The organism is Streptomyces sp. NPDC103540, assembly GCF_055584445.1.
Genome location: NZ_JBVJMA010000023.1, coordinates 1 through 19,056 on the forward strand (window position 1 = coordinate 1; position 19,056 = coordinate 19,056).

Below are 19,056 nucleotides of genomic sequence, written 5' to 3' on the forward strand. Positions count from 1 at the left end.
CAGCCCACATCCAGGGCACGGCCCCCGCCGTCGGGCACCGGGGCGTGCTCGGCAAGGAGTTGCTGTTCGCGCTCACCGAGCCGGCGCCACCCCTTTCCCTCGCCGTAGTGCGTCTCCCACTCCTCGCGGGCTGTGTACGTCAACGTGCTGCTCCTCATGGTGGGCGGGATGCGGGTCAGGGGTGCTGTTCGGCGCGGAGCCGGGTCAGGGTGCGCAGGCCGCGCTCCACCAGCTCGGGATCACCGTGGGCGGTGCCGTAGGAGATGCCGGAGACGGCATCGAGGACGGACAGGACCGTGAGCTGGGCCTATTTCTTGGGGGTGAAGGGGCGGCCGTAGCCGTCCATCAGGGCCTGGAGGAGGTCGGGCCTGCCGTGCCAGGCGTCGGAGAGCCGTACGAAATCCCGCACGGCCGGGCCGTCCTCCGACCGCTCGAAGTCGATGACGTAGAGCGTGTCGGCACTCTCGTCCCAGCGCAGGTTGCGGAGCTGGAAGTCACCGTGTGTGGGCACCGTCTGCAAGGAGGCCAGGCCGGCGACCCTGTCGGCGGTGGCGCGGATGAACTTCTCGTCGCCGGGCGCGAGGTGGGGCAGGGCCCCGGGCAGGTGCCGCTCCAGCTTCCCCACCGGCAGGGCGTCCGCGGCGGGCCGGGGTGGGGCTCTGTGATGGATGGCCGCCGCGAGCTGCCCGATGCGGTGGAAGATGAGGCGCTGCTGCTCGGGCGGGTGTACGGCGCCGTGCAGGGTTCGGCCGCCCACCGTGGTGAGTACGACGGCCCGCAGCGCGGGGTCGGCGGCCACCAGCCGGGGCGCGGCCGCCCCCAGGGCGGGGACCCAGCTGCGGAGGGCGTCGACTTCACGATGGTGGAAGCGGGCCCCGTTCTGGTGGATCTTGACGTACCACTCTCCGCCCTCGGCGCCGTCCGCCCGCCATACCCGGCTCTCCTCCCGCGCCCAGGACACGTCCGTCCACGCGGTGATCCGCCCGACCGCCTGCTCGGCGAACGCGCGCACCGTCGCCGGGGCCGCGCCGCGCGCGGCGGGTTCGGGGATCAGGACCAGCCGGTCGGCGGACGGGCTGTAGGCGATCGGATCGTCGGGCTCCTGGAAGTGCACGGCCATCCGCACGCCGGCCCGGTAGGCATCCAGCCCGGCCCGGCAGTACGCCACCATCGGCTCCGGCAGCGCGTCGAACGAGAACCAGCCCATGGCGTCGCACACCAGGGGCTCCCTGACCTCCGGTGTGCCCTCCCATCGGTCCACCTCGAAGAACACTCCGATCCGGGCGCCGCCGGCGGGGGCTCGGTGGTGCACGGCGACGGCCGCCCGGACATCGGCCGGGTCGATGACGACACCGGATTCCTCCCGGGCCTCGCGCACCAGGGCAGTGACCAAGTCCTCCCACGGGCCGTCCAGGTGCCCGGAGACGAGATGCCAGCAGCCGGCCGCGTACACGTCACCGGCCCGACGGGACAGCAGCACCTCCGGCCCCGCCGCGCCCTCGCGCACGGCGATCAGGTGGACGTCGAGCGGCTCGGTGTGCCGCTGGGTGCCGCTCACACAGCGCCGCCGGGGCGGCGCGCGAGCAGCACGGTGAACACCGCGTCCTCCTCCAGGACACTGCCAGCGGCGTGGTCCTGGAGCAGTCGGAGAGCCGCGTCCTCGAAGTCGTGATGGCGGCCGGCGAAGAGGGCAGGGCGGGCGAAGCTGGTGGTGCGCAGGTAACCCAGGACGTCCTCGGGCGCCCAGGCGCGGGAGAGGGGGAAGCGGTGCTCGGTCACCTCGCTGAACGCCGAGTCGGCCAGGTCGTCCTCGTAGGAGCGGCCCGGCCCGGGGTAGGTGCCGCCGGTGCCCGCGCGCCGGTCTTCACCGAGGTATTTCTGGATCAGCTCCCGAAGGGCGGCCGTCCAGGCGGCCTCATGGGTCCAGAGGCTGCCGTCACCCATGATGACCACGGCGGCGTGCGGCGCGGCCACCCGGTCGGCCATGGAGAGGACTTCCGGGCGGGACGGGGTGGAAGGACCGGCAGCAGGTAATCAGGGTGGGCGCCCGGTCGGGCGCGGCGGGGACGAAGGTGTGGGCGGCGCCGGTGAAGACGTCGACCGTGCACGCTCCGCGGACCGGTTCGAGTGCGGCGCGGGCCGCCTCCAGCATCGCCCCGTTCAGGTCGACGAGGTCGATGTGCACCAGTCGGTGCTGGACGGGGAGCAGCGCGCGGGGCACCTGGCCGGTGCCGGTTCCCAGGTCCAGGAGGACGGGGGCGGGCACACCGTGCTGGGTGGCGGCCAGGAGGTGGACCGCGGCGTCCGGAAGGCCGGGACGGTAGCGGGCGTAGTCGGCGGCCTCGGGCCCGAACAGGGCCTCGTCCGAAACCGCCGCAGAGGCAGGTTGGTCGGGGCGGGTCATCGTGCGTCTCCCTTCTCGCAAGGGGAAAGCTGCCAGGTCAGGGCGCCGCTCGGGCTGGTGGCCCGCTGGCTGCCGTCGGCGTCGAAGTGGAGCCGGAAGATGTCCGGTGCACCGGCCGCCCGCCACCGGCCAGCGACCTCCTGAACCTCTGCCCAGATGTCCCGGGGCCCTGAGGTCGTCACGTCCCAGCGGCGGTGGCCAACAGCCCGTACGCGCATCCATGACCGGCACTCGGGCGCGCCGATCGTCAGGCTCTCGGCACCGAAGTCGCGCACCAGCCCCGGGTAGAAGTGGTCCAAGGCCAGCCACAGGCCACGCGCTGTGTCGGGCGGCGGCGCGATCCGGCTGCGCTGTGTCCACCCGTCGGCCCGGGTGATTGCTGCGCGGAACGCGGCGGACAGGAACAGCCGCCCGAAGCCGGCACCGGCACGGTGACCGAACTCGACCGCGCGCAGCTCCGCCTCCACCGTCCCGTCCTGTCGCCTTTCGATCACGGCCAAGCCCGGCCACGACGGAGACGACGTCCCGAGCGTCATCAAGGCGAGCCCGCCCGGGGCCAGCTGCTCCACCAGGGCCTGCGGCACGTGCCGGACGGCGAAGGAGACGAAGATCCGGTCGTAGGGGCCGGAGGCAGCCCACCCGTTGGTGCCGTCCGCGGTCACCGTGGTCGGCCGGTAGCCGAGAGCGGACAGCCGTTCTCGGGCAGCCGCGGTGACGTGCGGATCGATGTCGAGGGTGACGACGCCGGCGTCGCCACACACGAAGCACTCCACTGCCACGGTCACCCCGGCGCCGGTCCCCACATCCAGCACGCGCTGGCCGGGCCGCAGGTCCAGTTGCTGCAGCAGGCCGGCGGTCAGGCTCATCGTGCTCGACATCGCGGTCATCACGCCCCCGCGGCGCGGCTCGGGTACGCGGCCGAGGATCGGCTCGCCGTCGTGCTGGATCGCGACGCTGTCCCCGCTGTGCAGCCGCTCCATCAACTCGGCCCGGTCGGCCGGACAGGAGAAGTCCAGCAGATCCCAGCACGGCGGCATCTCCTCCGGGCCGCTGCGCCGCACGTACGCCTGGGGCATCAGGATCTGGCGCGGCAGCGCGAGCAGGGCCTCACGGACCGGTCCGGGGCCGAGGTCCCCGCTCCGCTCGAGCTGGGCCACCATCGCCGCCCGGGCCGTCGCAGCCTGGGAGGTGTCGGCGGCGGACTGTGCCGGAAGGAGGCGCGGGGCGGGCGTAGTGGGGTCGGGCAGCACGGTGCAGTCCACGGGATGGGGTGATGCGGCAGCGGAAGTCGCCGTCGAGTTCGGCACCTTGTTCACGGTGAATCGCCTCCTGGGGTGCGGTCGTGCCGCGCGTCGTCCGTGCTCGCGGGAGTGGGCCTGGACGGAGGGCTGCGGGCGGCGACGGCGGAGCGGCTGCGGGTGGGTCCGGCATCTGCCGGAGGGTGCGGATCGGGGAGTCGGTCTGGTCGCTGCCTGATTCGACTTGCGTCAACGTGTTCCCCCTCGTGGACGTGGTGGTGGCGTCGTCGTGCTCAACGACGCCGCACGATTTCGAGCACCTGTTCCTTTCGGACGTGCTATGCGCCCTGTGATTCAGCGGATTTCCGAGGTTGCGCAGTGCATCGACCCTTGCCGCGCAAGGGCAGGCGACTCGGGGGCAGTTGGCCGAAACGCCGACGTTCGGCGCCGCGTCGGTTGGCTGACGGAGGCAGTGAGGGCGAGCCTGAACGACCGGGCCCGGAGCCGGGCCGGACCGATCCCGTACCGGTTTAGGAGGTGGCGGGTGGGGAAGTCGTCGATGTCCGCGCTCCCGGCGCGGGGGTGGAGGCCGGCGGGGCAGGTGAGGGCCGGACCGCCCGGCCCGTGGGTTGGCCCGGCCGGGCACAGGCGTGTCAGCGAGTGAGGACCTTGAACGGGCTCGGGGTGAAGCGGCGTCCGTTGACCTGGAGGGTGAGGGTGTAGTCGCCGGTTCGGATGGGCGTGGTCGCGGTGGTGCGCAGGGTGTGGGCCTTGGCCAGGTTCAGCGTCTGGCCGGCGCTGGCCTTGACGTCCTTGAGGAAGTACACCTTCTGCCGCTGAGTACCGGTCAGAGTGGGGGAGGAACGCCTCGGAGGTGGTGTCGACGGACAGCAAGATCATCACCGGCGCATCGTACGCACGTCCGAAACTCGCGCGACAGGCAGCCGGAGCCGAACGTCGCTCAAGGCTGGCGGCGCGGGGCCTCGTCCAGATGTTTCCGCGACCTGATGGTGAACCGGCGTGGCGGCATGCGCCGGAGTGGATCCGCCAGGCCGAGCAGGATACTCCCGCACCGGTCCACTCGTTCGCGGGGATCCTCCGCCAGGACCTCGACGCCGTCACCGCCGGCCTCACCCTCGAATGGAACTCCGGATTCTCACCCGGGGATGAGTCCAGGGCCCTCGGTCAGCCCGTCCCGGGGCGTTCCTTCGGATCACGGGCGAGGTGATCGAAGTACTCGTCGATCAGGCCGATCAGGCCGGCCACGGCGTGCTGCTCGGTCTCGGGCGACCAGGGTTCCTCGGGTCGGCCGTCGGGAAAGATCACCTTCTCGGCCAAGACCCAATACACCAGGTTCGAGCCGTATTCCAACCTGGCTGCGAGCCACTGCCTGAATCCGTCCAGCAGGGCATTGTCGGAGGCGGTGGCATAGCCGTTGAGGAACCCGACCACCGCTCCGAAGGTGACATAGCCGACGAACATCTGCGGGCGCCTCTTGAAGTTGGCCCAGATGTCCTGGTGCGACCGCACCGCCTTGCCCCGGCCGCGTCCCCAGGCAGCGGGCACGTGCGACAGGTCGGTGCCAGCCCCCCAAGTGGAGTACGAGACTGCCTCCGGCCCCACGCCGAGAGCCGCAAGAAGACCGCCCACGCGCGCGGCCGGATCGACAGGCCCACCCTTCCGTGTCCACAAGTGGGTTCCCGGAGCGTCCCCTTCGTGGTGCGTGACGACGAAATCTGTCCCCTCCAGCACGAAGAACGCCGCCCGCACACCGCCGTGCCCGTCCCACGACGTCTCCAGGGTCAGCCTCAGCCGCCGCGCCACCGCCTCCAGGTCCACTGAGAGCAGGGCCAGCGAGCTCAGCGGCCAGGTCACGCTCTGGAACATGGATGCCTGCCGCACCGGATTGCGTCCAGCCTGAAGCTCCGTGGCGGGCTCCCAGTCATCCTCTGCATCCGGTATCTCGATCATCTTGGTCACGACGCACAGTCAACCAGCACACATCTCGATCAGCCGGACGCCGACGGATCCGCAGGTCCTCGTCCATGACGTGCATCTGGTGGTGGTCCCCGAAGAGTTCAAGGTCTGTTGCCACCGGGTAATCATCGCTCCTGCCCAATGAGGGCAGCACGTGTCGCCCTTGCCGGCAGCTGCCTTCCGACGTTGAAACGACAGGCGAGGTGCGTGTACTCGAGACGTCCGCTCAGGGCAGGCTGACGAGGGGCCAGAGGTTCGGGGTGTCACGTCGGATCGCCGCCCGTATGTGGACCATGGCGAGGATCGCGCTCATGTCCGTCTTGCCCACGGTGTAGCGGGCATGGTCCTTGCAGAACCAGAGGGCGCTCTCCGGGCGCCCTTCACGGTCTCGTGGTGGCGCGATCGGCCGGAACCACACCAGCGTGAACGACTCGTAGTCGTGGCTGGACGCGAGGCAGACCTTGCAGTATGGAGGCATCACGACGGGTAGTTCCATTCCACTGAACGGATCATGATCCAAGATCCTACGCCTCGGCCACCGACCGCCTGCTCGCACTACCGGATCCCCGCTGCTACGTGCTCCATCGACCAGCGCCGCGTCCTGCGGAGGGTTTGCGTGAGCCGGCGGACGGCACCCGTGCGGACCCCGCGCCATCGCTCACCGGTACGCCGCCAGCCACTCGTACGATGAATCCACTCAACACCGAAGAACGGAACCACATGTTCGCCTTCGACGTATCGATCTACATTCCGAACCCGGAACAGGCACAGGACCCCGAGAACAGCAGGATCTTTCACCACGAGAAGACGCTCGCCGCCTGGACCACCCAGACCACGGGCGTCAGCATAGGTTGGTTGTTTGAGCTGAAGCGGCAGGGCAAAGCCAACCAGATCCTCAGCTCCGGCTACCCCGCCCGCTTCACCGCCCACGCCAGGGACGTCCTGCCGCTCCTCGCGGACGGAAGCCTCTTCGACAAGGGGTCGACCCCTTCCCTCAAGTCCGAGCTGATCGCAGCCTGCCCCGACGACGAGCTCCTCTTCATCGACGCCTGGGACCAGTCCTGAACAAGGCGCCGGCTGACCATCGCCGGACGCGCCCGGCCTCTCGACGACCTCACTCTGAACTCCTGACGGCCTGGCTGGACCACCGGCGTCGCCGGTGGCCGAGCACCGCGAACCTCCACCTGCTGATCAACAACCAGACCGCCAACACGACCGGCCGGGCCAGCAACCACTGGATCAGTGCTCCGATGCGAGGGCAGGACGCCACCTTGGAGCGGCTTCGCGTCGACCGGCAGCTCGAAGAGGCCCTGACCCACGGTCCCGACCCACTGCATCTCGCGGAGGTCTTCGGCCTCTACGAGAAGACCGCGATGCGCTACGCGGACTCGGCCCGACGCCTCCTGGAAACCAGTGCCGAGTCGTTGAGCACTGTGACAGCATCAGTCGATGATCAATGCTGAGGACCTGGTCGGCAGACGCCTGCTGAAGGTGACGACGTCCTGGCACCACTACGAGGAGACCGAGCCCTCTCTCCTGCACATGTGGCTGCATATGGACGGCCTCGGCCCCGTCCGGTTCCACACGCCAGGCGATGAATTGTCCATGGAGATCGACCAGCCTCATGGCCCCTACGACATGGACGAATACGGCCATACCACGGTCGAGGACGACCTGCCCGACTTCCCCATGACCCGGTTCGTCGGCCAGCACATCCTCTCCACCCGAGAGATCCGCTACCGGCACGACAACCTCGACTTTTCCGTCGGCATCGCCCTGCAGTTCGCGAACGGGAGCATCCGTGTCCTCAACCTCGCGGACGAACTCGTCCTGGCCCATGACCAGCACCTGGGTCCGGTCGAGGCCCATCTCCATGAGCAGATGACGCCCGCAGATCCGGATGCCTCAGCATGAGTTCGAGGCGAACCCACGGATCGATCCTCACAGAGCACACCATTCGACCCCGGGTTCCCGCTGAAGCCCCTTCAGTTTCCCTGAACCCGCTGGGCTCCCCGGGTGCGAGTAGTCGGCGTACAGGAAATCCCGGTGAGAACGATCAAGGTCACGAGCTGAGCGCTGCGGTGTCCGGGCGGGGCCGGGGAACGTCGCTGGCCTGGAGGGCGGCGAAGTCGGTGTGGGCCTGTTCGACGGCCTCCGGGTACGCCTCCCGCTTGGCGTGGTCGGCGAGCGCCGGTAGATGCTGACGACGGAGGGGCTCTGTCCCTTGCGCTTGCCGGTGGGGATGATCAGGTCGGGTTGGATCTGCTCGACGGACTCGCCGCCTGTGCGGCGCCGGAGCACGGTGTGGAGCATGTCGTCGGTGATGGCCGGGGCCGGCCGCCGTACTTGCCCTTGCGGGCCGCGGTATCGAGCCCTTCCAGCGTCGACTCCCGGACGTTCTCCCGCTCGGTCTCCGCCATCGCGTCGAAGAACGCGAACAGCAGCTTCCCCGGCCCGGTCGGGTCGTGGATGCCGGGCAGCGGTCCGGCGAGCATCTCCAGGATGAGGCCGTGGGTGGTGATGTGGTCAGCGAGGCCCCGCACTGCCGGGTCATCTTCACCGCGTACGAGATGAAGCCGCTCGGCCGCGATGCCGCCGAGCTCACCGCGCCACATGAGCTGGCCTCGAGCAGTCACGGTGGCGTGACGGAGTCCGGCGCGCTGTGGGCGGGCCCCGGGGTTTAGACGGTCAGGGCTTCGAGCCTGTCGGGGCGCGGCAGGTACCCGGCATCGAGCCGCGTGAAGTACTCCGTAGCCATGACCGCGTCCCGCTCCGGCGCTGGAAGCCGGGCCAGGAGACCTGGGAGGGACCTGGCCCGTTCCGTCTCGCTGCGGTGAGCCATGATCGCTGCGGTCTTCCGGTGAAGCCAGGGGCGGACGTCGACGGCCACGTGCGCCTTGTCGTCCGGCACCGTCCGGAGGCGTTTTCCGACCGGGGCCAGCAGCGCGTCCAAGGCCCCGCTCTCGGAGCGGGGGTAGGTGGCGCCGTAGACGGCGCCGGGCTTCCAGGGGCGGCCCGCTGTCGGGTGGACCCCTTCGATGCCGGCGGCCAGTGCGGCTTCGATCACGGCCTCGTGGGTCCGTACATGGTCGGGGTGCCCGGACCCGAACGCGTCGTGGGTCACGATCACCTGCGGCTGCATCGCACGGATGTGGGCGACAAGGTGCTCCACCACTTCATCCAGCGGGACGTCGCAGAGGCGGGCCTGGCCGGGAGCGGACTCGGGCACGCGCAGGTCGGCGTATCCGAGCATGCGGGGCTTGCCCGCGCCGAGCAGGTGAAGGGCGTCCGCGAGTTCGGCGGCTCGTCCGGTGTCCGGGGCCCAGGTGGCGGTGATGACTGCGGTGCGTGCCCCCGCGGCGGCGTGCTGGGCGAGGACTCCGCCGACCGCGAGCGCTTCATCGTCTGGGTGTGCGAATACGGCCAGCAAGGACGGCAGGGAGGAGCGTGCCACGGGGTGAACCCTTCGTTCGGGAGTCATGAGCGGAGGGGCTGCGCCCGGCCGGGCTGCGAGCCGGGTGACCTGAGCAGCATGGTGATCGCGGGGCCTGGACGTACGCGGTGATCTCGGCGAGGGTGGGTCGGTATCCGTCGGACGTGTCCACGCGCAGGACGGGTGCGTCGAGGGTGATTTCGGCGAAGGCCTGCGGGTCGTAGGCGCCGGTGGCGATGTCGGTGAGCAGTTGTTCGTTGGCGTGCGCCGAACGGTGCGGGTCCAGGGCGGCGCGTTCCCTGATCCGGTCCGTGAGGGTGTGGGTGGGGGCGTGGCAGCGGATGACCCGCAGGTCGGCGATGTCGGCCAAGGGCCGCAGGCCGGGTCGCCAGAGCGGGTCCTGGTAGGCGGCCTCGGCGACGATGGTGACCTGGGCGCGGAGCAGTACGCCGAGGGTGGCGAAGAACGTGTCCATGGCGGGGATGTTGAGGTCTTCGGTGCCCTTCGGCGCCGGTCCGAGGGTGACCGCCATGCCCTGCTTGATTTCGTCGCGCAGGATGGCGGGGCACCCCAGTTCGGCCGCAAGCGCCCGGGCGAGGGTGGACTTCCCGGACCCGGGAGGGCCGCTGACGATGATGAGACGTGGTTTCCGCACGGGGTGAGCTCCGCAGGTCGGTGACGCTCCTGGCCGGTTGCCGAGGGACGCCGAGCTGAAGGGCGGGGCGGGGGCCGCGGCCCGAGGGGCTGCCCGCCTACTTGGGGGTGACAGCGAGGAGCCGGGCAGCATCGGCGTTCAGGAGAGCGCGAGCGGTCTTCCGGCCGGTCTCGGCGGCGTCTTCAGCGGGGCCTGAGGCTTCGGCGCGCACGCTCGGGCCGCCGGACGGGTCGAGGACGGCGGCCCGTACGGTCACGCGGCCGGTGTCGTCGAGGGTGGCGTGGGCGGAAGCCGCGGTGAGGCAGCCCCCGGCCAGTTCGGCGAGGACGGCCCGCTCCGCGTCGAGGAGGATCCGGGTGGCGGGGTGGGTGAGCGGCGCGAGGAGTCCGCCGGTGACGGTGTCGTCGGCGCGGTGCTCGACGACGATGATCCCGGCGCCGGCGGCGGGCAGCCACACGGTGGGGTCGAGGATCTCGCCGGCCCGGTCGGCGAAGCCGAGGCGCCGTAGACCTGCGAGCGCCGCGATCATCACGTCGGCGCCGAGGCGGCCGTGGTCGAGGCGGTCCAGGCGGCTGTCGGCGTTGCCGCGGATGGGAACGGGGACGAGATGGGGGTAGAAGGAGGCGAGGAGGGCGGCCCGGCGGGGAGCGCTGGTGCCGACCCGGGTGCCGGGGGGCAGCTCGGCGAGGGTGACGGGCCGGTGGCCGACGGGCAGGACGAGGACGTCGCGAACGTCCTCGCGAGGGAGGACTGCGGCGACGGCCATCCCGGGGGCCCGGTCGTGGGGGCCGGGCAGGTCCTTGGCGCAGGCGATGGTGGCGTCGACGCGGCCGTCGAGGAGCTGGGTGTCCGCGCGCCGCGTGAAAGCCCCCTTGCCTCCGATCTCGGACAGGGGACCGCAGTGCGCGTCGCCCTCCGAGGTGATCTTGGAGATGTCGAGGGTGAGCTGCGGATACATGGCGCGGAACGCCTGGGCGAAGCGGCCGGTCTGCTCCATGGCCATGGGGCTGGGCCGGGTCCCGAGCCGGACGACGGCCTGGGGAGTGAGCGTGGTCATGGGATGGGTCTCCGGGTTCTCAGGTGCGGGCGAGGTGGGCGAGAGCGGCTTCGAGGGCCTGGCCGGGGGTGAGGTTGCCGGTGTCGATCACGTGCGCGGTGTGCAGCCAGGCGGCGAAGGCCTGCTCGTAGTCGGTGATGCGGCGCCGCCGGTGTGCGCGGACGGCCTCGCTGAGCGTCTCGTCGTGCGGGTACTCCCGGGAGGCCTCGATGCGGGCCCGCAGGGGTGCGGGATCCGCGTGGAGCACCAGGTGGTGGACGGGGGTGCCGAGAGCGGCGAGGGGCTCCAGCATTTCCTTCGCGTAGGCCTGGTCGAGGACGGTCATGGGCACGATGACCGGGCCGTCGGCCAGCTGGTGGACCTCGGTGACGAGCTGGACGGTCAGGCGGCGCCAGGCCAGGTAGTCCTGGTAGTCCCGCGCCGCGTGGGGGTGGCCGCGCATGCTGGAGCGCAGGAGGCCGCCGACGTCCTCCGGGTCCGCGACCACCGACCCGGGCAGCGCTTCGTGAAGTCCCGCGGCCAGGGTCGATTTGCCGGCCCCGAACGGCCCGTTGATCCAGGTGATCACTGCGCTGTGTCTCCGTTCCCTCCCGTGTGCTGTGCAACGCGCGGGCCGGTGTGCCGGTCACGTCCCGACCAGGTGACCGCGATGCGCCCCAGCGCCTTGTTGACGACGTCGCCGGCGGGCAGGCCGGGGCTGGGGATGTCCGCGGGCCAGATCGTCAGCAGGGAGTGGGCGCGGTCGCGCAGTTCCCGGTCCCAGGTACGGACGGCGTCGGCGAGGACGTCGGCGGCGGTCTTGCCGTCGGGCCCGAATCCCTGGATCCGGAACTCCCAGGTGGGCGTGGAGTCGTGCTCGTCGGAGGTGAGGCGCTCGATCACCACGACGGCCATCGAACCGCCGGACACCATGGCCATGGCGTCCGTGTGCTTCGGCAGCCGGAGGCGGCCGGGCTGCTCACGGTCGCCCGTCAGGCGGCAGAATCCGGGCACGGCGGTGGCCAGCCACAGCTGGAGGTGCTCGAAGGACTCGTTGGTGACGACGGTCACCCCTGTCCGTACTTCGGCTCCCGCCGTCGTCAGGGCCCGGTCGAGGCCGTCGAGGGGAGCGGGAGTGGTGTCCTCCCAGCGGATCCCGTAACCGCTGGCGCCGATCGGGTCCGGTGTCTCGTCCCATCGGCCGCCGCCCTGCATCGGGACGAATCCGCAGACGCTGACCCAGGTCGAGGCCAGGTGGCCCGGCTCCTTGCGCAGGCTGAGGGCCCGGGTGAACCCGCCGATCCGCAGGGGCACCACCAGGTGCCGCCCGTCGGCCAACTGCCGGTGCCAGGCCGACGGGATGTCGTTCGCGCCGACGGTGACAAGGATCGCGTCGAAGCCACCCGCCGGCACGAGGGCCTCCGGGGCTCCGCGGGTTCCGTCGCCGAGGACGGCCCGGACCCGGTCCGCGTATCCGGTCTCTTGCAGGAACCGGACCGTGCGGGCATGCACGTAGGGGTCGATCTCCACGCAGACCACCGACCCGGCCGGGCCCACCAGCTCGGCGGTCAGGCACGCGTTGTAGCCGCCGCCCCCGATCTCCAGGACCCGGTCGCCCTCCCGTAGACCGGCTTCGCGGAGCATGACGGCCTGCATCTCGGGCTGGGACACCGAGCTCATCGACCGCCCGGTGTCCTCGTCGAAGACGGTCGCCACGGCCTCGTTGGCGTAGGCCCGCTGGAGGGGCTGCTCGGGCAGGAAGGCCTGCCGAGGCACCGTGGCGAACGCCCGCCGGAGGCCGGGGCTGTCGGTCCACCCTGCCTCCGTGAGGTCTCGGACCAGCTTCTCGCGGAGGCGGACCGCCGCGGCCGGCTCGCCGAAGGTCAGCGCGACCGATCCGGCCGGCCGGGGGGTGTGGTGGGCGGCGGGCACGTCGGGCAACAGGCCAGGCCAGACGAAGTTCACGGCCTGGGCGCTGGCCGTGAACAGCGGCTGCGGCAGGTGCCGCAGGTCGGACAGGGTGTGCCACTCCCAGCGGGACAGGTCGGCCTCCCGCACCTCCGGTTCTCCGGTGAAAGCGGTAATCCGGGCGATCTCGGTGACCCGCGTGAACCCGCCGCTCGTGGCGTCGCACAGGGTGCCCAGGAGCAGCACGTCCTCCGTGCGGGCGACCAGACCGGACTCCTCCGCCAGCTCCCGCACGGCCGTCGCCTCGAACGGTTCGCCCGGCTCGACCTTCCCGGCGGGCAGCTCCCACATGGAGCGCGCATTGTTCCAGCCGAGGAGGACCCGCCCACAAGAGTTGGTGACGACGACGGCGACGCCCGCCATGGCGGCCGGTGTCGGCTTCCGCTTCTCCGCGTAGGCGACGGCCGCCGACTTCGGGCCGCGCAGCAGCACGAACGTGGACCCTGCGACCTCGATGCGTTCGGCGTGGTCCCAGAAGTCGCACAGCCGCCCGATCTCGGCATCGTCCAGGCAGATGTCACGGAGCTCGGGCGGGTGCCGGTCGGCGTGCGGGGTGATCACGCACAGGACGCCGTCCTCCTCCAACAGGGCCGCGAGTTCGGCGACCGTACGGGTGCGGTCGGGCAGATGGGCCAGAACCCGGCGCATCGTGATGACCCGGTACCCGCCGTCTGCGGTGAGGGCGCAAAGGTCCGCGTCGGTGACGTCGAGCTGGTGGTAGGCGATCTCGTCCGGGCCGGCGGCTTCGGCCCGGTCGAGGGCGGAGCGGGCCCAGTCCACCGCGTCGACCCGGTAGCCGGCACCGGCGAGGGCGCGGGCGACCTCGCCGGTCCCGCACGCCACGTCCAGTGCCCGGGCGCCCCGGGCGTCCTCCGGCACGGCCAGCCGCTCGGTCAGCAGGGCCGACTCGGCGTCGGTCAGCGGGCGGAAGTCCCTGCCGGCCTCGTAGTGGTTGTGCCAGTCCTGCGCGGTGTGGGTGCTGCTCATGCGGTGCGTTCTCCCTCTGCGGCGGGTGACTCGGGCAGGTCGGTGGGGTGTGGGGAGGCGGGCCCGTGGGGGGTGGTGCCGGCCGGTCGGGCCCCGGTGCTGCTCGCGGCGGCCTCCGGCGGCCGCTGCCCGTTCACGGGCCGTGCCCTTCGGGCGGGGAGGGGAAGCGGGTCATGCGCATCAGCGCCGGGTCGGCGGCGAATCCGAGCTGCTCGTACAGCGGGGCGGATCCGTCGCTGGCGTACAGCTCGTAGAGGGTGACGCCGTCCTCTCCCAGGTGTTCGAGGAGCGCGGCCAGTGAGGCCCTGGCGTAGCCGCGGCGGCGATGGGCGGGGGCGGTGGCGACCGCGTGGATGCGTACGGCCAGGCCCTTGGGGTACTTCGGGGCGGGCAGGACGGCGTGGACCAGGCCGTTCATGGGCGTGGCGTTGGTTGATCGGCGTCGGCGGGCGGCTGCCGCCGGCCGACGGGAGCAGACTCGTTGTCGGCACGTTCGGCGGCGGCGTCGGGCATGCGGCGCAGGGACCGCACGGGTGAGCAGGCCAGGACGAGGAGCGGGAGGGCGAGGAGAACAGCGCCGACGGCCAGCGCGGGCCGTACGCCGGTCCAGGTCCCCAGGATCCCGGCCAGCAGCGCGCCCGCGGGGCGTGCGGCGGAGGTCAGGCAGGTGGACACGGCCTGCATCCGGGCCTGTATGGCGGACGCGGTGATGATCTGCCGGATCGAGCGCTGTGTCGTGCCCGCCGCACCTGCGCAGGCGAGCTGGACGACCAGGGCCGCGGCGATCGCCACCTGCCAGGCGAGGCCGGGGGATGCGAGGAGCAGGGGAATCTGGGTGCAGGGGGTCAGGGCGAGGGCGCCGAGCATCATCGGGCCAGGCCCGTTGCGCCTGCTGAGCGCGGGGGCGGCCAGCGCCCCGGCCGCAGCGCCCAGGGCGCCGACACCAAGGACCGTCCCGAAGGCGGTCGGGGACATCGCCAGGTCCCGCAGCAGGCAGAGCGCCCACAAGGTGTTCAAGAGCGCCAAGGCGAAGGAGGTCGTCGAGTTGACCGCGGTGAGCACAGCAAGCCGGTGGTCGCGAGCCACGTGCCGAAGCCCTTCGCCGATCTCGCGCCGCAGCGGCGGCGAAGCCTCGCAGGTGCGGTGGGGCTCGTGGACCTTGATTCGGGCGGTGCACCAGATGCTGACGAGGTAGGACAGGACGTCGCCCAGGAGAGCGCGGGCCGGGCCGAGCAGCGCGGTCAGGGCCGCACCCAGGTTGCTCCCGCCGGTGGCCGCGACGGCGAACAGGGCCCCCACCCGGGAGTTGCTGCGCTGGATCAGGGATCGGTCGACCAGGCTCGGCAGCAGGCTGATGGCTGCGGCGTCGTGGAGGACGCCGGCGGCGCCGTGGACGGCGGCGACGATCATCAGGTGCGTCAGGGTCAAGGTGTGCAGGGCGGCGGCCGCCGGCAGAGTCGCCAGCGCGCAGGCGCTGGCCAGGTCCCCGATGATCATGAGTGGGCGCTTCGGGTACCGGTCGGCGAGGGCGCCTGCGTGCAGGGCGAGCAGTGCCGGCGGGAGCTGGCCGATGAGCGCCAGCAGGGCGACTTGCCCGGTGGTCGCGTCCAGGACGAGCACGGCCAGCACGGGGAGGGCCATCGAGGAGATCGAGCTGCCGGCGACGCTGGCGGTCTGCCCGGTCAGGTACCGGCGGACGTCGTGGTGCTGCCACAGCGAGACGGCCGCCGCGGACTCGGCGGGAGCCGCCGTCATCGCGACCCCCCCGGCACGCGCGCGTTGAGGGGAAGGCTCACCACAGGCCGGCCGCCTTCATCAGGTCGGCCGGGGCCGGAAGGTTGCTGGTGGCCCTGCCGGTGAGCGGGGCGCGGCAGGTGAGGGAGGTATTCAGGAGGTGCAGGGACCGCCAGCGCAGGGCATCGTCCCAGCATGCGCGCGTGCGGACCAGAGGCTTGGCCAGTCGGCCCGGCGCGGTGAGGGGGAGATCCTCGAGCCGGCGGCCTCCCGCCAGGAGCCGGGCCGCAAGGACCGCTCCGACCCCGGGCACGCCGGGCAGGTTGTCCGCCTGGTCCCCGGTCAGAGCCCTGAAGTCCGGCCACTGGGCCGGTGTCACGCCATAGCGCTCCACGACGGTGTCCGCGGTCACGAACTGCCGCCCCGCAGGCGCCTGCGGGTTGAGGATCCGCACGCCAGGCTCGGTGAGGAGGCTGTAGAGGTCCCGATCCCCGGAGAGCACCACCACGGGCCGCCCTTCTGCGGCGGCCCGTCCTGCGAGAGAGGCCAGGACGTCGTCGCCTTCGACGCCGGGTACCTCCACCCACGGTACTGGGGCCAGGTCCAGCATTCGCTTGAGCGGGGCCAGCGCCTGGATGGGGCTGTGATCGGCGGCCGCCCGGTTCGCCTTGTACCCGGCGTCGGTCCCGGCCCGCGCGGCCGTGCCGTCCTCGGCGTCGAAGACCACGATCACCTCGTGGCCGGCGCACAGCTCACGGTGGTGCTTGCGCAGCAGGGCGACGAACCCGAAGGCGCCGGTGACGTCTGTGCCGTCGAGCGCTTCGAACCGCTTGGGGAACCCGAAGTGCGCGCGATACAGCTGATGGTGGCCGTCGACAAGGAGCAGCGGCGCCTGCGCGGTCGTGGACATCGTGGTGCCTCCAGGGATCCTAAGGGCCTGCCGCCGCCGTGCCCGTGCTCCCCGACCGGGGCAGCCCGCCAGGCCATCGGTCACCGCGTGGCTCGTGGTCGTCATGCGGGCTCCTGTGCCGCGTCGGCCGGACGCGGGCGGGGGACGGCCTCGTTGAACGCGGCTGCCTGTAGCTGGTAGGCGTCCCGGAACTCGCCGGTGCCGCTGCTTCCCATCAGCTCGTCGAAGGTGCCCGACTCGGCGACCTGGCCGTCCTTCATGACGTGGATGACGTCAGCGTGACGTACGGAGTGCAGCCGGTGGGTGATCAGCACCACGGTCTGCCCGGCCTCGGCCAGGGCGCGGATCTGGTCGAAGACCTTCTGTTCGGCGACCGCGTCGAGGGCGCTCGTCGGCTCGTCGACTACCAGGATCTTGGCGCGTTTGTACCAGGCGCGGCTGATTCCGATCATCTGCCACTCCCCACCGGAGGCTTCCTGGCCGCCTTTGAACTGGCGGCCGAGGAGCGTTCCGTTCCCGCGCGGGAGGCGGGAGATGAACCGGTCGGCACCCGAGAAGGCGGCGGCTTCGTTGACGGCGTCATCGAGGATGGGAGTGGTGGGCCTGCCGATGCCGATGTTGACGCGTACGGTGAACGGCCACCGGAAGAAGGACTGGGACATCAGGGCGATGCGGGCGAAGATCTGCTGCCGGTCGGCCTTCGCCGCGTCCACGCCGTCCCACCAGACCGTGCCGCCGCCCGCGTCGGGCAGATACAGGCCCGCGAGGAGCTTGACCAGCGTGGACTTGCCGGAGCCGTTCGCCCCGACCAGGGCGATGACCTTGCCCATGGGGAAGGACAGCGACACCTCCCGCAGCGTGGGCTCCGGCGTCGCGCTGTCGCTGCCCGGGTAGGTGAACGAGACCTTCTCGAAGCGGACTTCCCGTACCTCGGCCGGCAGGTCCTCGCCGCCCTCCGGGACCGCCCGTGCCCGGGCCTCCACGCACAGGCGCTCGAAGTCGGCGACGAACAGTGACTCCTGGTGCAGGTCGGCCATCTGTACGACGAGGCCGTCCAGGCTCGAGGATCCGGTCCGGATAGCCAGGACCGCGGTCCCGGCGACCGCGAGGTCCATCCGACCGCTCCACAGGAACAGTCCCAGGGCCCCATAGGTCAGGAGCGTCGCGATGCCGGAGGCCCCGTCGGCGATCAGCCCGATCCGGGCGGCGTTGCGGGCCAGCCGGGTCTGCTCGCGCTCGCTGGTCTCGGCCATCTCCCGGAAGTGGGTCAATAGAAAGCCGCCGACCTCGTGGACGCGGACCTCGGCGGCTGCCTCGCGCTGGGTGAGGAGCTGACCCAGGAGGAGTCCGGCGCGGGCGTGCTGGACGAAGGTGTGGAAGGAAACGTAGCGCTGCTTGGAGATCGTCAGCGACCGCCAGGCGGACGGCACCGTCATCAAGGCCAGGAGCGGCAGGAGCCCGATGTCCAGGACGGTCAGGACTCCGCCCGCGGCGATGAGGGAGATCAGCGAGTTGAGGGTGTTGGTGCAGTAGCGGATCATGCGGCGGGCGGAGTCGGCGCCGTAGCGGGCGGCGTCCAGGAGACGGTGGAACTCGTCGTCCTCGACCGCGGAGAGCTCGACCTTGTGGACGAGGCCGAGGTACTGCTCGGTGGCAACGCGCTGGACCTTCGGTTCCAGCTCACCTGTGGCGGCCGTGGACGCGGACCGCAGGAGCGAGCCCAGCAGCGCGATCACCGCGACCACGGCGAGTGCCGGCAGGGCTCGGGCCAGGCGCTCGTTGGTCACCCCGCCCGAGAGGAGGTGGCCCAGCACGCTGTTGACGGCGACCAGGCCGACCGCCTGGGTGATGCCGCGCCCGAGTTCGGCTCCGAGCATGATCCGCAGCGCGCGGGCGTCCGCGAGGCGGGCGAGCCGCAGCCCGGTAGCGATCATGCCGGGTAACGCCTTGGCCATGGTCCGTAGCCCGAGCTTCAGCCAGAGCCCCTCATGGCGATCCCACCCGACGTCGTAGGCCAGTTCACCGCCGAACAGCAGCCTCTCCGACTCGGACACGGGCGGCTTGCCGGCATACCCGCGGGTCTTCCTGATCACTTCGTCCCCCTCGTGTTCGGCTGTGCTGCGGTGCTGCTGACGCCGTGGGGCGGCGCCGTGCCTGTGTCGACGGACGCCGGATCTTGGGTGGCCCCCTCTCCGGGTGGCACGTCCTCGGTGCCGATGGGCATGGCGACGGCGGCGTAAAGGCTCCCGCTGACGTACTGGTTGAGGACGGCGTGGGTCAGCGCCCGGCAGTCGGCCGGAGGTCCGCCCGGGTCCGCCCATACCACCTCGCTGTACTGCCGGGGTGCGATGTTGCGGGGCTCGCCGGACCAGCGCTGGGTGGCGAAGACGACGCACAGCCGGCCTGCGCCCTGCTCGCTGCGGTAGTGCAGGAGGCCGCTGAGCTCGATGTCGCGCGCCTCCACCCGGATGCCCAGCGTCTGGGAGGCTCCGCGGCAGGCCGCTTCATCGATCCACTCCGCCGGCTCCAGCCGGCCACTGACGAGGGCCAGCTGGCCTTTGTCGGGTTGGTGGGCCCTGCGGACCAGGGCGACCTTGCCGTCCTGGCGCAGTGCGAGCAGCGCGACCTTCGTCAGAGGCCGGTATCCCGGCCCGGCCTGTTCGATTCGGGCGGCCGCCGCGGGGGCGTGGTGTGGCGTCGGCACTGGGCCTCCC

General features: G+C 71.5%; 20 protein-coding genes. 2 read left to right on the forward strand and 18 right to left on the reverse strand.

Annotated features, from left to right (window positions below):
* Positions 1-307: 307 nt before the first annotated feature.
* From ACZ6ZI_RS36690 to ACZ6ZI_RS36720, 7 genes are all read right to left on the reverse strand, one after another.
* Entirely contained in the window at positions 308-1,558 is a 1,251-nt protein-coding gene (locus tag ACZ6ZI_RS36690) for a phosphotransferase (RefSeq protein ID WP_469528630.1), read from the reverse strand.
* Positions 1,555-1,944: a hypothetical protein gene (locus ACZ6ZI_RS36695; RefSeq protein ID WP_469528633.1), complete on the reverse strand. Its 390-nt coding sequence runs from the start codon at positions 1,942-1,944 to the stop codon at positions 1,555-1,557. The genes ACZ6ZI_RS36690 and ACZ6ZI_RS36695 overlap by 4 nt, the downstream gene beginning before the upstream one ends.
* Entirely contained in the window at positions 1,937-2,404 is a 468-nt protein-coding gene (locus ACZ6ZI_RS36700) for a class I SAM-dependent methyltransferase (RefSeq protein ID WP_469528634.1), read from the reverse strand. The genes ACZ6ZI_RS36695 and ACZ6ZI_RS36700 overlap by 8 nt, the downstream gene beginning before the upstream one ends.
* Positions 2,401-3,720, reverse strand: a complete 1,320-nt coding sequence (locus ACZ6ZI_RS36705) for a methyltransferase domain-containing protein (protein WP_469528636.1) — start codon at positions 3,718-3,720, stop codon at positions 2,401-2,403. Before ACZ6ZI_RS36705 ends, ACZ6ZI_RS36700 begins: the two co-directional genes overlap by 4 nt.
* 575 nt (positions 3,721-4,295) lie before the next feature.
* Positions 4,296-4,469: a hypothetical protein gene (locus ACZ6ZI_RS36710; RefSeq protein ID WP_469528637.1), complete on the reverse strand. Its 174-nt coding sequence runs from the start codon at positions 4,467-4,469 to the stop codon at positions 4,296-4,298.
* Between the two features lie 358 nt (positions 4,470-4,827).
* Positions 4,828-5,622 (reverse strand): hypothetical protein, encoded by a 795-nt coding sequence (locus tag ACZ6ZI_RS36715; protein WP_469528638.1) that lies wholly within the window; start codon positions 5,620-5,622, stop codon positions 4,828-4,830.
* A 223-nt stretch (positions 5,623-5,845) separates the two neighbouring features.
* The gene (locus ACZ6ZI_RS36720; RefSeq protein ID WP_469528639.1) at positions 5,846-6,100 is read right to left on the reverse strand and encodes a hypothetical protein; all 255 of its coding nucleotides are present in this window, start codon (positions 6,098-6,100) and stop codon (positions 5,846-5,848) included.
* 206 nt (positions 6,101-6,306) lie between these two features.
* Here ACZ6ZI_RS36720 and ACZ6ZI_RS36725 point away from each other — a divergent pair, with 206 nt between their 5' ends.
* Entirely contained in the window at positions 6,307-6,684 is a 378-nt protein-coding gene (locus ACZ6ZI_RS36725; protein WP_469528641.1) for a hypothetical protein, read from the forward strand.
* A gap of 384 nt (positions 6,685-7,068) precedes the next feature.
* A complete protein-coding gene (locus tag ACZ6ZI_RS36730; RefSeq protein ID WP_469528644.1) occupies positions 7,069-7,533 on the forward strand; it encodes a hypothetical protein in 465 nt (154 codons plus the stop codon).
* 332 nt (positions 7,534-7,865) lie between these two features.
* On the opposite strand, the gene ACZ6ZI_RS36735 is transcribed toward ACZ6ZI_RS36730, so the two are convergent.
* From ACZ6ZI_RS36735 to ACZ6ZI_RS36785, 11 genes are all read right to left on the reverse strand, one after another.
* Positions 7,866-8,162: a recombinase family protein gene (locus tag ACZ6ZI_RS36735; protein ID WP_469528646.1), complete on the reverse strand. Its 297-nt coding sequence runs from the start codon at positions 8,160-8,162 to the stop codon at positions 7,866-7,868.
* Between the two features lie 137 nt (positions 8,163-8,299).
* The gene (locus tag ACZ6ZI_RS36740; RefSeq protein ID WP_469528649.1) at positions 8,300-9,073 is read right to left on the reverse strand and encodes a PIG-L deacetylase family protein; all 774 of its coding nucleotides are present in this window, start codon (positions 9,071-9,073) and stop codon (positions 8,300-8,302) included.
* Positions 9,018-9,707 (reverse strand): P-loop nucleotide/nucleoside kinase family protein, encoded by a 690-nt coding sequence (locus tag ACZ6ZI_RS36745; protein WP_469528650.1) that lies wholly within the window; start codon positions 9,705-9,707, stop codon positions 9,018-9,020. Before ACZ6ZI_RS36745 ends, ACZ6ZI_RS36740 begins: the two co-directional genes overlap by 56 nt.
* 97 nt (positions 9,708-9,804) lie before the next feature.
* A complete protein-coding gene (hemC, locus tag ACZ6ZI_RS36750; protein WP_469528652.1) occupies positions 9,805-10,764 on the reverse strand; it encodes a hydroxymethylbilane synthase in 960 nt (319 codons plus the stop codon).
* Between the two features lie 19 nt (positions 10,765-10,783).
* Positions 10,784-11,332, reverse strand: a complete 549-nt coding sequence (locus tag ACZ6ZI_RS36755) for a P-loop nucleotide/nucleoside kinase family protein (RefSeq protein ID WP_469528654.1) — start codon at positions 11,330-11,332, stop codon at positions 10,784-10,786.
* A complete protein-coding gene (fxlM, locus tag ACZ6ZI_RS36760) occupies positions 11,329-13,698 on the reverse strand; it encodes a methyltransferase, FxLD system (RefSeq protein WP_469528657.1) in 2,370 nt (789 codons plus the stop codon). The genes ACZ6ZI_RS36755 and fxlM overlap by 4 nt, the downstream gene beginning before the upstream one ends.
* 133 nt (positions 13,699-13,831) lie before the next feature.
* Positions 13,832-14,116, reverse strand: coding sequence for a GNAT family N-acetyltransferase (locus ACZ6ZI_RS36765; RefSeq protein ID WP_469528658.1), 285 nt, complete (start codon positions 14,114-14,116; stop codon positions 13,832-13,834).
* Entirely contained in the window at positions 14,113-15,453 is a 1,341-nt protein-coding gene (locus tag ACZ6ZI_RS36770; protein WP_469528660.1) for an MFS transporter, read from the reverse strand. Before ACZ6ZI_RS36770 ends, ACZ6ZI_RS36765 begins: the two co-directional genes overlap by 4 nt.
* Positions 15,454-15,490: 37 nt before the next feature.
* Positions 15,491-16,342 carry a 5'-3' exonuclease gene (locus ACZ6ZI_RS36775; protein ID WP_469528661.1) on the reverse strand — a complete coding sequence of 284 codons (852 nt, stop codon included), beginning with the start codon at positions 16,340-16,342 and terminating at the stop codon, positions 15,491-15,493.
* Positions 16,343-16,443: 101 nt separating this feature from the next.
* Positions 16,444-18,435 (reverse strand): ABC transporter ATP-binding protein, encoded by a 1,992-nt coding sequence (locus ACZ6ZI_RS36780; RefSeq protein WP_469528663.1) that lies wholly within the window; start codon positions 18,433-18,435, stop codon positions 16,444-16,446.
* Positions 18,432-19,046 carry an NUDIX domain-containing protein gene (locus tag ACZ6ZI_RS36785; RefSeq protein ID WP_469528667.1) on the reverse strand — a complete coding sequence of 205 codons (615 nt, stop codon included), beginning with the start codon at positions 19,044-19,046 and terminating at the stop codon, positions 18,432-18,434. Before ACZ6ZI_RS36785 ends, ACZ6ZI_RS36780 begins: the two co-directional genes overlap by 4 nt.
* Positions 19,047-19,056 lie beyond the last annotated feature (10 nt).

Coding starts and splice junctions, on each gene's coding strand:
- ACZ6ZI_RS36775 (WP_469528661.1), bottom strand. CDS start 16,342: ATGTCCACGACCGCGCAGGCGCCGCTGCTCCTTGTCGACGGCCACCAT.
- ACZ6ZI_RS36770 (WP_469528660.1), bottom strand. CDS start 15,453: ATGACGGCGGCTCCCGCCGAGTCCGCGGCGGCCGTCTCGCTGTGGCAG.
- ACZ6ZI_RS36700 (WP_469528634.1), bottom strand. CDS start 2,404: ATGACCCGCCCCGACCAACCTGCCTCTGCGGCGGTTTCGGACGAGGCC.
- ACZ6ZI_RS36730 (WP_469528644.1), top strand. CDS start 7,069: ATGATCAATGCTGAGGACCTGGTCGGCAGACGCCTGCTGAAGGTGACG.
- hemC (WP_469528652.1), bottom strand. CDS start 10,764: ATGACCACGCTCACTCCCCAGGCCGTCGTCCGGCTCGGGACCCGGCCC.
- ACZ6ZI_RS36725 (WP_469528641.1), top strand. CDS start 6,307: ATGAATCCACTCAACACCGAAGAACGGAACCACATGTTCGCCTTCGAC.
- ACZ6ZI_RS36765 (WP_469528658.1), bottom strand. CDS start 14,116: ATGAACGGCCTGGTCCACGCCGTCCTGCCCGCCCCGAAGTACCCCAAG.
- fxlM (WP_469528657.1), bottom strand. CDS start 13,698: ATGAGCAGCACCCACACCGCGCAGGACTGGCACAACCACTACGAGGCC.
- ACZ6ZI_RS36695 (WP_469528633.1), bottom strand. CDS start 1,944: ATGGGTGACGGCAGCCTCTGGACCCATGAGGCCGCCTGGACGGCCGCC.